11 protein-coding genes are annotated in these 13,231 nt (G+C 68.4%); 6 read left to right on the top strand and 5 right to left on the bottom strand.

The genetic code is table 11. The annotated features are described in order from the left end of the window. The first annotated feature begins 340 nt into the window (after window positions 1-340). The gene (locus tag KA383_03550) at window positions 341-1,225 is read left to right on the top strand and encodes an SUMF1/EgtB/PvdO family nonheme iron enzyme (protein MBP7745183.1); all 885 of its coding nucleotides are present in this window, start codon (window positions 341-343) and stop codon (window positions 1,223-1,225) included. A gap of 618 nt (window positions 1,226-1,843) precedes the next feature. Then, the gene (locus KA383_03545; protein MBP7745182.1) at window positions 1,844-2,527 is read left to right on the top strand and encodes a class I SAM-dependent methyltransferase; all 684 of its coding nucleotides are present in this window, start codon (window positions 1,844-1,846) and stop codon (window positions 2,525-2,527) included. Between the two features lie 38 nt (window positions 2,528-2,565). On the opposite strand, the gene KA383_03540 is transcribed toward KA383_03545, so the two are convergent. From KA383_03540 to mfd, 3 genes are all read right to left on the bottom strand, one after another. Next, window positions 2,566-3,462: a DMT family transporter gene (locus tag KA383_03540; GenBank protein MBP7745181.1), complete on the bottom strand. Its 897-nt coding sequence runs from the start codon at window positions 3,460-3,462 to the stop codon at window positions 2,566-2,568. Window positions 3,463-3,550: 88 nt separating this feature from the next. Beyond that, on the bottom strand, window positions 3,551-4,060 hold the full coding sequence (locus KA383_03535) for an HYExAFE family protein (GenBank protein ID MBP7745180.1): 510 nt from the start codon (window positions 4,058-4,060) through the stop codon (window positions 3,551-3,553). Between the two features lie 84 nt (window positions 4,061-4,144). Then, window positions 4,145-7,396, bottom strand: coding sequence for a transcription-repair coupling factor (mfd, locus tag KA383_03530; GenBank protein MBP7745179.1), 3,252 nt, complete (start codon window positions 7,394-7,396; stop codon window positions 4,145-4,147). A gap of 66 nt (window positions 7,397-7,462) precedes the next feature. Between mfd and KA383_03525 the strand changes: the two genes are divergently transcribed. Together KA383_03525 and KA383_03520 are read left to right on the top strand one after the other, a co-directional pair. Further along, the gene (locus KA383_03525) at window positions 7,463-8,260 is read left to right on the top strand and encodes an SDR family NAD(P)-dependent oxidoreductase (GenBank protein MBP7745178.1); all 798 of its coding nucleotides are present in this window, start codon (window positions 7,463-7,465) and stop codon (window positions 8,258-8,260) included. 200 nt (window positions 8,261-8,460) lie between these two features. Then, on the top strand, window positions 8,461-9,690 hold the full coding sequence (locus KA383_03520; protein ID MBP7745177.1) for a family 10 glycosylhydrolase: 1,230 nt from the start codon (window positions 8,461-8,463) through the stop codon (window positions 9,688-9,690). A gap of 120 nt (window positions 9,691-9,810) precedes the next feature. On the opposite strand, the gene KA383_03515 is transcribed toward KA383_03520, so the two are convergent. Continuing rightward, on the bottom strand, window positions 9,811-10,542 hold the full coding sequence (locus tag KA383_03515) for a hypothetical protein (protein ID MBP7745176.1): 732 nt from the start codon (window positions 10,540-10,542) through the stop codon (window positions 9,811-9,813). Between the two features lie 274 nt (window positions 10,543-10,816). Beyond that, window positions 10,817-11,968 (bottom strand): M28 family peptidase, encoded by a 1,152-nt coding sequence (locus tag KA383_03510; protein ID MBP7745175.1) that lies wholly within the window; start codon window positions 11,966-11,968, stop codon window positions 10,817-10,819. 162 nt (window positions 11,969-12,130) lie between these two features. Between KA383_03510 and KA383_03505 the strand changes: the two genes are divergently transcribed. Continuing rightward, window positions 12,131-12,691 (top strand): RNA polymerase sigma factor, encoded by a 561-nt coding sequence (locus KA383_03505; protein ID MBP7745174.1) that lies wholly within the window; start codon window positions 12,131-12,133, stop codon window positions 12,689-12,691. Beyond that, window positions 12,688-13,227, top strand: coding sequence for a hypothetical protein (locus KA383_03500; protein ID MBP7745173.1), 540 nt, complete (start codon window positions 12,688-12,690; stop codon window positions 13,225-13,227). Before KA383_03505 ends, KA383_03500 begins: the two co-directional genes overlap by 4 nt. Window positions 13,228-13,231 lie beyond the last annotated feature (4 nt).

Below are 13,231 nucleotides of genomic sequence, written 5' to 3'. Positions count from 1 at the left end.
ACCCATGCGGGAGATAATGCGCAGGCCTGAGGCAAAGCGCAAATTAAGATCGTGTTAAACCCGCGTGTGTTTTTCGCATGCCCTAGCAAGTCGAGTGCCGAACAGAATTGATGGTGTCCCCAGATTCCCCCAGATTCCAGGCGCACACTCCCTTTCCTCTTCCCCGCCCGAAGCGCGGACGAACCCGCCGCGCATCCCCGCCGCCGGTCGCACACGCGCCCGGCGCGCAGTAATATGTCGCCAGAGCACAAGCCGCGGCCGGCGTCTGCATCCCCGGCCGGTCGGCCGCCCGCCGACGAAGCTGGAGGCATAGAAATAGGTGGCTGTCACTGGATACTCATTGGTCTACGCTGTCTGTTGTGTCGCACTGTCGCAAAGCACAGACACTCAGCCTAGCGAGCATGACGAATTGGCTCTCGAGTTCGTCCGATTTCCTCCCGGTCACGTGCAGCTCGGGCGCAGTGTGACCGGAGACAAGGTGGGTGCGGCCTTGGGGGGGTCCGTCGCGAGGCTTGACGAGGGGCCACCGCAGGAGATGGTCATTGAGCGCGGCTTCAAACTCGCCAAAGAGAAGGTTACTGCGCAGCAATATGCGAAGTTCCTGAATGACATGCCCCGCACAGACGCTGAGCGTTACGTGGGGCTAAACCAGCGCTCGACGATCGAACGGCGCGATGGGCGGTATCGGGCGCGCCCGGGGATGGAGTCCTGCGCTGCCAATACGGTTAGCTGGTCGGGCGCAATCGCGTTCACCGAGTGGCTTTCAGCGCGGACCGGCAAGAAATACCGATTGCCTACGGAGGCGGAGTGGGAGTATGCGGTCAAGGGAGAGGAAAACCGCGACCATCCTTGGGCGAGCAACACAGTATCGGATGAAGAGGCGCGGCGGTTCTCCAGGGAAGGCGCTTGCATTTCAGAAGAGGCAAGACAGGCTGCGGCCACGCCCGAGGGACTGATCGGTACGGCGGGCGCCGTGGGAGAGTGGGTACAGGATGTCTATCGGACGCAGCACGGCAGAGCCGGGGAAACTGTCGATTGCGACGGACAACCCTGTCGCGTGCTCAAACGCCTGCTTCACGGGGACCCAACTGAAAGGGAAGCCGGTTTGCTCGTAGATACTGCCGGTATCTATGGATTTAGAGTTCTGCTGGAGGATGAGCCTAGCGAGCCCGGTGCTCTGGGTCCGGGAGCAACATCAAAGCCGTGCGGCGTTGGGCGCGAATAAGGAGGAACCGGGAATTGAGGGGAATTGAGGGACAGCCACCTATGATCTTACTCTAATGAACTCGGGCACCGGGACGGTCAAGTGCCATAGAACATCTAGGATCCGCACGTCCCACAGCCGGTCGGCCACGGCACACCGCCCCGGCGAGCCAGTGTCCAGCGGCAGCGCGGTGCCCCCGCCCGGCGCCGCCGTTTCGGCTTATGTCTCCGTCGCTGTTCCCCGTTCGCTCTCCTGCTCTCCTGCTCCACTGTTCTGTCCTCAGGCGGCCCCGCCGCCGCCCCGTTCCCACGCTCCCACCTTCCCACTTTCGCACGCTCCCACGCATACGCCGCCACAATCCAGCAATCCCAGCATTCTCCGCGCCCTACGCGCCCTCTGCGGTTATCCTCTTTCAGGATGTGCGAACGCGCATCTGGCTGAACGCCGAGTGCTGAAAGCTGATTGCCTCGAGGTTTGAATAACGAAGAGTGCCAAATAGGCCGCGCAAAAAAGAAACCGCTTGCCCCCTTGGCCGCGACGCCCCGACGGAAGCTCTGCTATCCCGCGCCGCCCGTCGCCCGGCCGCTACAATACTCGCGATTGCGCGGCGCGAGTCGCGCACGGAGGCAGGTGCAAATCATGGCTGACCCTGTACGCATGGACACCCAGGCCGGGTACGACCGCTGGGCCACCATCTATGACGATGAGCTCAATCCGCTCGTCCTGCTCGAAGAGCCCATCGTCCGCGGCTGGCTGCCTGCGCCGGCGGGCCGGCGCATCGCCGACGTCGGCTGCGGCACCGGACGGCACACGCTCTGGCTCGCCGACGCCGGCGCCCTGGTGGACGCCTTTGACACCTCCGACGGCATGATGGCCCGCGCCCGTGCGAAGCTCGCCCGCCACGGTGTGCGCTTTCACGCGCACACGCTGCCCGAGCCGCTGCCCGCCACGGATGCGACCTACGACGTCGTGTTGCTCGCGCTGGTCGCCGATCACATCGCCGACCTGCCCGCCACATTTACCGAGCTGCACCGCGTGTTGCGGCCCGGCGGAGAGCTGATCTGCACCGTGCTCCACCCGGCGATGAACCTGCGCGGCATCACCGCCCGCTTCACCGATCCCGACAGCGGCCACGAAGTCCGCGTGGCAGCGTTCGAGCACACGTACGCGGATTACGTGATGGCACCACTGCGGGCCGGCCTGCGCATCGAGGAGATCATCGAACGCAAGGCCGACGCGGCCCTCGTCGCGAAAACGCCGCGGGCGGAGAAGTACCTGGGTTGGCCCTTGCTGCTGGCGCTGCGGTTGCGGCGGCCGGAGTAGCGCGCGAGGTCTCCTCCGGCCGACTCGGGGGTCGGCCGCTACTGACGGGCGCCGCGCGCGACGAGCCACACGCCGGCCAGCACGCACAGACCGCCGAACAACGCGTGCAGCGTGACCGGCTCGTGCAGCAGCAGCGCCCCAGTCAGGAGGGCAACGAACGGCTCGACATACAGCAGCGATCCAACGCGCGCCGGCCCATGATCGCGCTGGGCCGCGAACCACAAGTAGTATGCTACGCCGCTGCAGATGAGCCCCAGGAACACGAGCGCGCCGAGCGAAGCAGCAGTGGGCGGGCCGCTCCACGCGCCAGCCCAGATGGTCGCCAGCGCTGCGATGCCCGCCGCGACCGCCATGCCGAACGTGGTCACGCACAGGACGCCGTTGCGGGCGTTGGGGCCGGTCGCGGTCAGCGTGTACACCGTCCAGGTCAGGCACGATGCGACCTGCAGCAGGTTGCCCCAGTGCGCCAGGGCAAATGCCTGCGACTTCGCCAGCGTGACGATCAGCACGCCGCCGCTGCCGAGCGCGACGCCGGACCAGCCGAGCGCGCTGAGCCGCTGCTGGCGCGTCAGCCACGCGCCGAGCGCGATGGTGACCGGAATGAACCCGATGATCCACCCCGTCTGGATCGCGGTTGTGTAGCGCAGCCCGTAGGCCTGCATGAGCAGGTGCACACTCAGGATCACGCCCAGGAAGACGCACGCCGGCAAGTCGCGCCGCACCGGCCACAACCGGCCGCCGCGCACCCGAATGACCAGCGCCAGCAACGCGGCCCCCATGAGCAGCCGTGCTGCCACGAGTCCGAACGGATTGAGCGTCGCCAGCGCCATCCGCGTGGCGACAAATGACGCGCCCCACACGGCGACGGCAATGAGGCCCTTGATTGAGACGGCGGCGGAGAACTGGCGAAAGGTAGCGACCAAGCCGGGCTTCATCGACCTGTCCGATCACGTATCAGAAGACGACGCTCTGACCCTCCCCCTGCCCCCTCCCAAAGAGGGAGGGGTGTGTTGTCGGGCGCAATCAGGCTACCAGCCAATCCGCGATCGGTCGAACGTGGCGGGCGAATTCGCGCACCGGCAGATTCACCGTGCCCCACTTCGGGCTGCGCAGCCGCGCGCCCACCTCGTAGTCAGCGAGCGGGATGCCCGCGAACACGTAGCGGGCTTCGCGAAACGTGTGGACGACCTCCGCCGGCGGATCGCCGCCCGCGTCCAGCCGGTACGCGAATACCAATAGCGCCGCGAAGCCGGCGCCGAACACTGCCTGCCACTGGCGCAGACCATCGAGATCGGCCTGCGTGATCCAGTTCTCCCACGCCGGCCGGCCGTTGCCGCGCCGCGTCGCCCAGCGCCGGCCCTTGATGTCCACCAGCCAGTTCGTGCCGCCGGGCGAGTAGACGATGAAGTCGAAGCTCTTCAGCTTGGCATCGCGGAACGCCGCCCGCTTGGCTTCGTCGACCGCGACGTACGGGACCTGCCGGTGCTGCAGGTAGTCCTCGAACGCCGCCTCGTAGTCGATGTGAGCTTTCACGCCAGGTCCCCGTCACAGGTCCGCGCGACCGCGGCATGATACCGCACCGGACCCGGCGGCTCCAAGCAGGGTTGCCCGGGAGCGTCAACCTTCGGCCGGGGCGGCGGACAGCGCGGGCGCGGCGGGCCGCGCCAGCTGCTTGCGCAGCACGGCGAGCAGTGTCGGCGGCTCCAGGAAGCGCTTCGGCAGGCGCCAGTGGATCGTCTGTGGGTCCGGCACGCGCGGCGAGCCCGGGCCGTCGGCGAACAGTGGCTGGACCTGCTGGAAATCCGTCACGGCGAAGATCACGTCCGGCCCGTCCAGCACGAGCGAGCGGATGCCCCACGGCTGGGCGAGTACGCGAATCTCCGCGAGCGCGAGCAACGTCTCTACGGTGTCCGGCAACGGGCCGAACGCATCGCGCAAGTCGCCGCGCAGCACATCGATCTCCGGCATCGTGCGGCAGCCGGTCAGCCGCTTGTAGACTTCCATCCGCTGGCGGTCGGCGCGGATGTAGCCGCGCGGGATCGTTGCCGAGATGCCGAGGTCCAGGTTCACCGGCCGGTACGGCTCCGCGGGCTCGTTGCGCATGCGCCGCACGGCCTGTTCGAGCAGTTGACAATACATCTCGTAGCCGACGGCCTCGATGTGGCCAGACTGCTCGGCACCGAGGATGTTGCCGGCGCCGCGGATTTCGAGGTCGCGCATCGCGATCTGGAAACCGGCGCCCAGCTCGCTGTAGTGCTCGATCGCCTTCAAGCGCCGGGCGGCGACGTCGGTCACGGGGTGCTTCGGCGAGAGGAGCAGGTAGGCGTACGCGCGGTTCTTCGCGCGGCCGACGCGCCCGCGGAGCTGGTGCAGGTCGGCCAGCCCGAAACGCTCGGCGCGATCGATGAAGATCGTGTTCGCCGTGGGGATGTCGAGCCCGGACTCGATGATGTTGGTCGAGACCAGCACGTCGGCCTCGTGGTGGAGGAACTTGAGCATCACGTCCTCCAGCTCGTGCCCGGACATCTGGCCGTGGCCGACGACGAACCGGGCTTCGGGCACGAGCGTCCGCAGGCGGTTGGCGACGGCGTGAATGTCGCGCACGAAGTTGTGCACGAAGTACACCTGGCCGTCGCGGTTCAGCTCGCGCAGGATCGCCTCGCGGATCAGTCGGTCGTCCCACATGCGCACCTGCGTGACGATCGAACGCCGATCGACGGGCGCCGTCGCCAGTGACGAGATGTCGCGGATGCCGAGCATCGACAGGTGCAGCGTGCGCGGAATGGGCGTCGCTGTCAGCGTCAGCACTTCGACCGTGGCGCGCAGCCGCTTGAGCCGCTCCTTCGCGTCCACGCCGAAGCGCTGCTCCTCGTCGATGATGACCAGCCCGAGATCGGCGAAGTGCACGTCGGCCGAGAGCAGCCGGTGCGTGCCGATCAGGATGTCGATCTGGCCCTGCCGCGCGCGGTCCACGATCTGGGCTTGTTCCTTCTTCGTGCGAAAGCGCGAGAGGACATCGACGCGGAACGGGTAATCGGCCAGTCGCTCGATGAAGGTTTGATGGTGCTGCTCGGCCAGCACGGTCGTCGGCACCAGCACCGCGACCTGCTTGCCGTACTCGACGGCTTTGAACGCGGCGCGGATCGCCAGCTCCGTCTTGCCGTAGCCCACGTCGCCGCACAGCAGCCGGTCCATCGGCCGCGGGCGCAGCATGTCGGCCTTGATCTCTTCGAGGGCCCGCAGCTGGTCCTCGGTCTCCTCGTAGATGAACGCGCCCTCGAATTCGCGCTGCCAGTCCGTGTCGCGCGGGTACGCCACGCCGGCCTCGGACTCGCGCCGGGCCTGCACGGCAATCAGCTCGGCGGCCAAGTCGGTGACCGCCTCAGCGACGCGCTCTTTCGTCCGCTTCCAGCCGCTGCCGCCGACCTTGCTGAGCTTCGGCCGGCCACGAAAGCTCCCGATGTACTTCTGGATCACGTGGATCTGGCTGATCGGCACGTGCACGACGGCCTTGTCCGCGAACTCGACCGCCAGGTACTCGTCGGTGCGCTCGCCGCGTTGGAGCGTCTTCAGCCCCAGGAACCGCCCGATCCCGTGCAGTGCGTGAACGACATGATCGCCCGTGTCCAGATCGAAGAAGCTGTCGATCGGGCGGGCCGGCTGCACACGTCGGAGCGTGCGCCGCTGCCGGTAGCGGTGGAACAGCTCGTGGTGCGGCAGGTACGCGGTCGTGCCCCACTGGAACCCGCGGTGAATCACCCCGACGGTGGTCTGCACGCGTGCCGGCGGCGGATCCTGCTGCGCGAGCAACTCGCGGAAGCGCTGCTCCTCCGGCGGATTGTCGCAGAGCACCACGACGTCCGTGGTCTGTGCCAGCTCGGACAGCGCGCGCAGCGCATCGGCCGCTTTCGGCTCGAACTGCGGCAGGCTCGTCACGTCAAAGCACACGGCGTCCGCCGCGACGCCGGTAAACCGGTGCAGGTGCAACTGCGTGAAGTCGTTCGCACGCCGGAAGATGGCATCCGCCGTGATGATGCCGGCCCGCTCGCCGAGCCGCTGCCAGTAGGTGCGGCCCAGCTCCTGGATCTCGCTCGGTTCGCTGAAGGCGATGATCGTGTCCGTTGGCAACAGCGCGAGGAAACTGGTGGTCTGCTTGCCGCCCTGCTGCCCGGCGGTGTGGAACGCCAGCGCGGGAATCTGCACGCTGCCGAGCGTATGCGACGAGCGCTGTGTGCCGATGTCGAACAGCCGGATCGAAGCCACGTCGTCGCCGAAGAACTCGATGCGCACGGGATCGGTGTGGGCGTTCGAGAATACGTCCATGATCCCGCCGCGGCGGGCGAAGTCGCCGGGCACCTCGACCGCCTCACAGCGCTGGAAGCCGTGCTCCGGGAGCCAGCGGGCGAGCACGTCCGGGTCGAGCGTGTCGCCGGCATCCACGCGGAACGACTGGGCGGTGATGGCGTCGGCTGATGGCACGGGCTGCATCAGGGCCATGATGGGGGCGACGATGCGCGGCGGCGTGGCGTCCGCGCCGTGCGGCGTCATGAGTGCGACGCACAGGCGCAGCCGCTCGCCGGCCAACTCATCCGCACCCGCCGTTTCCTGCGGCAGCGTGTCCAGTTGTGGGAGCAGCTCGGGCGGCGTGCCGACGGCGGTCTCGATGTCGTCGCGAAGATCGTCGGCCTCGTCGGCGTGGGCGGTGACGAGGAGCAGCGGGCGCTTGAGGCGCTCGGCCGCGAGGGCGGCCAGAATGGGCGCAGCGGATCCCCACAAGCTCTCGGCCGCAACGGCCCCTGGGCCGCGTGCCAGCAGCCGGGTCAGCTCTGCCAGTCGCCGATCCGTGCGGATGGTCTGAAACACATCCACTGCACGGATTCTATCGGCTGGAACTGTGCCCGCGAAGTACGCCCTCTGCGCCGCTACAATTTGTCCATGGGCACGAACCTCCGGAACCAGATCATCGTCATCACCGGCGCCAGTTCGGGCATCGGCGCGGCAACGGCAGTCGCTTGTGCCCGGGCGGGCATGGACGCCGTGCTCCAGGGGCGCGACGCCGAGCGGCTGGCGCGCACTGCCGCGGATGTGCAAGCGGCCGGAAGAGCGGCGGAGGTCGTGGCGGGCGACGTCACGCACCCCGGCCTGAATCACCGACTGCTCGACACCGCGCAGCAGCGTTTCGGCCGCTTCGACGTCGTGTTCGCCAACGCTGGCTACGGGTTCAAGAAGCCGACGCACGAGCTGTCAGACGCCGAGTTGCGCCACATCTTCGAGGTCAATTTCTTCGCGGCGCACGATCTGCTCGCCGAAGCCGCGCGGCGGCTCATCGCGGCCCGGCGCCCGGGTCACCTGCTGATGTGCTCGAGCGCGCTCTCCAGTTTCACGATGCGCAACTTTGCGGCCTACTCCGCCAGCAAGGCGGCGCAGCACCATTTCTGCCGGGCGATGCGCATGGAGCTGCGACCGTATCGCATCGAGGTCGCGTCCGTCCACCCGATCACGACGGAGACGCAATTCTTCCCGCGGGCCGCGGCGTATTCCGGCGTCGACGCCAGCCGCGCGGCCAGCCACATGCCGCGCTGGTTCGTGCAGCGGCCGGAATCCGTGGCGCGCGCGATTGTGCGTTGTCTGCGGCGACCGCGCCCCGAAGTGTGGACCAGCACCGCGACACGGACCCTGGCTGGGCTGATGACGGTCTTCCCCCGCCTGATGGACGTCGTCGGGCGCATGTGAGCGCGGCAGGCGCCGGCGCGCGGTTCCAACTCGCCCGCCGGGGACGCGGCACGTCTGAGTCTGCCGCGCATGTCGATTGGGGCCAACCCACCGCCACCACTTCGATCCCTTGATCCCTCGCTCCCTTCAGCCCGTGCCTGCGTGCCTCCATGCCCTCCCCCATTTGACGCGCCGCGCCTTTCGGCGTTTACTGCCCCGCTATGACATGCACACGACACCTCACGTTCATCAAGCTCTGTCTGGGCATCCTCGTGGCTGCCGGCGCCCTCAGCGGCTGCCGTTCCGCGGGCGCGCCGGAAGGTGCCCCGCCGCGCCGGACGGCTGCCCGCCGGGTGGCCCCGCGTCCGATGATCCGCCCCGTCCGTGGCATCTGGGTCGCGCGCTTTCACTATCGCTACCCCGACGACGTGCGGGCCATCATGGCCAATTGTGCCGCCGCCGGCTGCAACACCGTTTACTGGCAGGTCCGCGGCGAAGGCACCGTCTGCTACCCGTCGCGGATCGAGCCGTGGGGTCGCGAGTTCGACTACAAGTACCCGGGCTTCGACCCCCTGGCCCTCGCCGTCGAGGAGGCCCACAAGCACGGGCTGCGGATCGAGGCGTGGTTCAATGTCATGCCCGGCTGGAAGGGCACCGCGCCGCCGCCGATCGGCTCACAGGTCTTCAACGCGCATCCCGAGTGGTTCATGCACGACGCGAACGGGCAGCGCCAGCCGCTCAGCCGCGAGTACGTGATCCTGAACCCCTGCCTGCCCGAAGTCCGCCGGCACATCACGAAGGTGGTCGACGAGATCATCTCGCGCTACGACGTCGACGGCATCCACCTGGATTACGTCCGCTATGCCTGGGACAGCACGCCGAACGCCAAGCGCGCCTATCCGCGCGACGCGCGCACACTCGGCTTGTACCGCCACGACACCGGCCGCGACCCCGATGATGACCTGACGGCGTGGGACAGTTGGCGCGCCAACCAGCTCACGCGCCTCGTCGATGACATCCGCCGCACGGTGAATAAGCGCCGCCCGGGCGCGACGCTGACGGCGGCGGTGTGGCGGGAGCCGCGGATCGGCTACAACGACTACCTGCAGAACAGCGTCGCCTGGCTGCGGGCGGGGCTTGTCGACGCGCTCATGCCGATGGTCTACACGGAGCGGTTCGGACAGTTCGAGGCGGACATCGACAGCTACAAGCGCCTGGTCGGCCGGCATCCCATCGTCCCGGGCCTCGGCCTCTACATGCACACGAGCGACGAGGTCATGGCGGAGCAACTGCGCCAGTGTCAGTCCTGGGGCGGCGACTTCGCGCTGTTCTCATACGAGTCGCTGTTCCCCACGGCGGGCGACCGCGGCGCCAACGCGGCCACGCGCGACACGGCCCAGAGCCTGCGGCACATGCGCCGCCGGGTGCTGGAGGCGTACACCGGTCGATAGGTGTGCAACACACGCCCCGCTCTCTCCGGGAGACGGGCAACAGGCGAGTCGAAACGCGCTGCGTTGCACCGCAACCTTCCTCTGGAGGGAAAAGGAATCTCGATTGCCACCCGTGGTGCGTCAATCGGACATGGCGACGTCCGGCCGGGCGCCGGCGATCTTCTGCAGCAGAAATGCTTCGAGCAGCGGGTCGCGGCCGAGGGGCACCCACTCCACGCGATGGCTCCGCGGGCCGCGCAGGCCCTCGACATCGGGCGTCTTCTCGCTGTAGATGGCCAGCGCACCCGACCCCGTCGTGACCTGCCGCTCCGGAGCGCTGTACCGCAACTTGTCCACCTGCACCTGCACGTGATAGCGCGGCGCGCCCGCGGCGTCGGCGGGCTCCGGCGGCGCGGGAGGCGCGGTGGCCTCGGCGGACTCAGGCCATTCGGTCAGGTCGGGTACCTCGGCCGGCTCAAACGCGCCGACGAACCCCGGAGGCGGCGTGTCGAGCGGCCTGATCTGGATTGTGACGACCCGCCGGGTGGTGTGCAGGCTCGCTTCGAGAGACTGGTAACCACCCGGCGCGTCGACCCGCCAGAACTCGAACCACTGAGCGCTGGTTGTCGGCTGGGAGACGATCAGGCCGCGCGGGCGATCGACGCGGCTGGGCGGCAGGTCGTATTGGCGGAGGACTGATAAGGACGCATCCACGAAGCGCTCGTAGTCCGGTATGCGCAGGACGAGCTCGGTCGGGCCGGACGGTTCCGTCGGGGCCTGGCAGCCGGCGAGGGCGGCAACGACCGCTAACAGGAGGGACAGTCCCGCGCGGGGCAGAAAACCGCCGATGGTGTGCGGACCGGGTTTGGGCATGCCGCGATAATAGATGGGGCGGGGCGGAATGCAAGCGGTCAAGCGGCACGGGTACGGGGCCGGGCGGGGGGAGACAGGACATTTCGTCCAAAAGTCGCAACCTCTTCACGATTAAATTGAATGATTTCATGTGGAAGCTGTCGTGTCCCCCTTCGGGAGCCCGCGGCGCCTCGGACGGCGCCGCGGGTTCTTTTTGCGCGGAAGGCACGCAGGCACGTAGGGGAGAGAACGAGGGATCCAGGGATCGGCGCGTGGCTGGCGCGCGCGTCTCGGATCAGCGCCGCGAGCGCCGGCGACCGGCCTCCGGATGGGCGTCGCCGTGCAGCAGCGCTTCGTATGCCGCGTAGCGGGCGTCCAGGCGGGCACGCATGGGCTGCGCGGACGGGCTGCGCTCGCCGGTGTCCAGCGCGAGGGCTTCGAACCAATCCACCATGCAGTGCCAGTCGCGCAGGCTGATCGACTCGCTGGCGATTCGCGCGCTCTGCTTGTCCATGTTGTGGTAGTTGCCGAGTGCGAGGCAGATGCCCGTCGCCGCGTAGCCGTGGGCCATGAACGACGTGGCCTCACACGTGCCGCCGTCCATGAGCTTGCGCTGAAACGCGAAACGCTTGCGGCGCTGCCCGAGGTCGCGCGCGACACGCTCGCAGAACGCCGTGAGGTGCGGCGAGAACACCGACGCACGATCGCCGACCCGAAGAATCGGGCCGGCCCCCTGTGGCGCGTTGACGAGGACGCTGCTGGTCTCGATCGAGATGACCGGGAGCCGCCTGGGCAGCGTCCGTGCGCGGGCCGCCGCGATCGCCCCGACGAAGCCGACCTCCTCGGCGCGGGTGAAGAGACAGTAGACCTCGGCGCGGGCACGCTTGCGGCTCAGACGCTGCAGGAGGGCCAGCATGGCGGCACAGCCGGCCAGGTCATCGCAACCGCGCGCGGTCACCACGTCATCCTTGAGCGCGGGATCGGGCAGGTCCCACATCCCGGGGCCGCCGATGTCCACGGGCCCGCTGACGCGCACCAGCGCCTCCGCGACCCGGGCGGTCCAGCCCGGAACATCAGTCACGCGCACCATCTTGGACAAAGCCGTCACGCGGCCGGGCACCCAGCGGCCAGCGCTCCAGAAACGCACGCGGGCACCCGTGACGTACTCCGGGCGCACGCCACCGTGAAACGCGGCCCGCACGGTCCGGCGGTCCCGCATTTCGAGGGCAATGAAGCCCGGATGGTCGGTGTGCGCGACGAAGGCAAGCGGGGCGGGCTTCGGCGGGATGCCGCGGTAGTGGGCGAGCAGGTTGCCGTGGCGGTCGTACCGAACGCGGACGCCGGCGAGCTTGCGGCAGCACGCCTCCAGGTGGCTGAGGACGGCGGATTCGACGAAGGGTGCGGTCGGCAGGGACAGCAGGGTCCGGAGTGGCTCAGGTACGGTCATGGGGGGTCTCCGTGCGCAACATATGCCTGCGCGTTGTTCCGGATGGTAAGTTATTGGCAGCAAGCGGCCAAGGCGGTGCCGGGCGACGGGATTTTGGGATTTCTCGGCGGTTTGTGGCGGACCGGCGAGCCCTGGGTCGTCTTACCTGGTGGAATGTCGAGCGTGACGATCGACGCCGAGTCAATGCGACAACTGGTCGCAGAGGCACAACAGGGTGATCGCGTGGCAGCCGACCGGCTGGTACGCGAGCATGCGTCTTGGGTGCGCAGCGCGATCTACGCGGTCACTGGGCGGAGAGACCTGGTGGACGACATTGCCCAGCAGGTGTGGGTCCGCGTGTGGCAACGACTCGGCACGCTCGAAAGCCCCCAGCGGCTGCGGCCCTGGCTGTACGCGGTGGCCCGGAACACGGCCCTGGACGCGCGGCTGGCGGAGCGGCGGCACGAAGCGCTGACCCGCGCCGCGGCGGCGCTCGCGGCGGACGGTGCCCGGCCGGGTCCGCACGGGGCCGTGACGGGTAGCGAGTTGCAGGCGACGCTCCTGCGGGCCGTACAGGCGTTGCCGGCGCTCTATCGCGAGCCGTTCGTGCTGCGGCACCTGGAAGAGTGGAGTTATGCGGAGATCGGCGACGTGCTGAACCTGTCGGTAGAAACGGTGGAAACGCGGCTGGTGCGGGCGCGCCGGCTGCTGCGCGAGATGCTGCAAGGCAAGGTTGAATCATGAGTGCGGGTTCGGACAGACTGGAGCACCTGTTTTCGCGCTACCTCGACGGGGAGTGCACGCCCCAGGAGCGGGCGCTGCTCGAATCGCTGTTGCGACGCGAGTCGGAGGTGCGGGCGCAGTTCGACGAGTATCGGGCCGTGGACCGCGCGGTGGGGGGGGCGTTGCGGGCGGCAATGGAGCAGCCGGGATCCGTCGTCCCGCGCCGCGGCGTCGGGCTGCGGGTCGCGAAAGGGCTGACCGTGGCGGCGGCGGCGTGCCTGGCGGCGTTTGTCTGGTTGCAGCCGAAGCAGACCGCGCCCACGTGCGGCGCGGGACGGCCAACAATGGAGGCCGGGGCCGGGTCGTGGTTTGCGCCGCTGGTGCCGCAGGTGGACAGCATCGAGCAGGTGCCCACGGCATACGTGCGACCGGAGTTGCGGGTGCGCGGGACGGAGCGCGAGTGGATCGTGATCCCCGGGGGTGAGCCGAATACGTATCTGGTGATTGAAGTGGATCGCGTGCGGACGCACGTGATCGGCGTACATCGCGATTTCTGACAAG

The sequence above is a fragment of the Phycisphaerae bacterium genome (assembly GCA_017999985.1).
GTDB lineage: Bacteria > Planctomycetota > Phycisphaerae > UBA1845 > Fen-1342 > JAGNKU01.
This window is presented reverse-complemented; position numbering and strand designations above follow the sequence as displayed.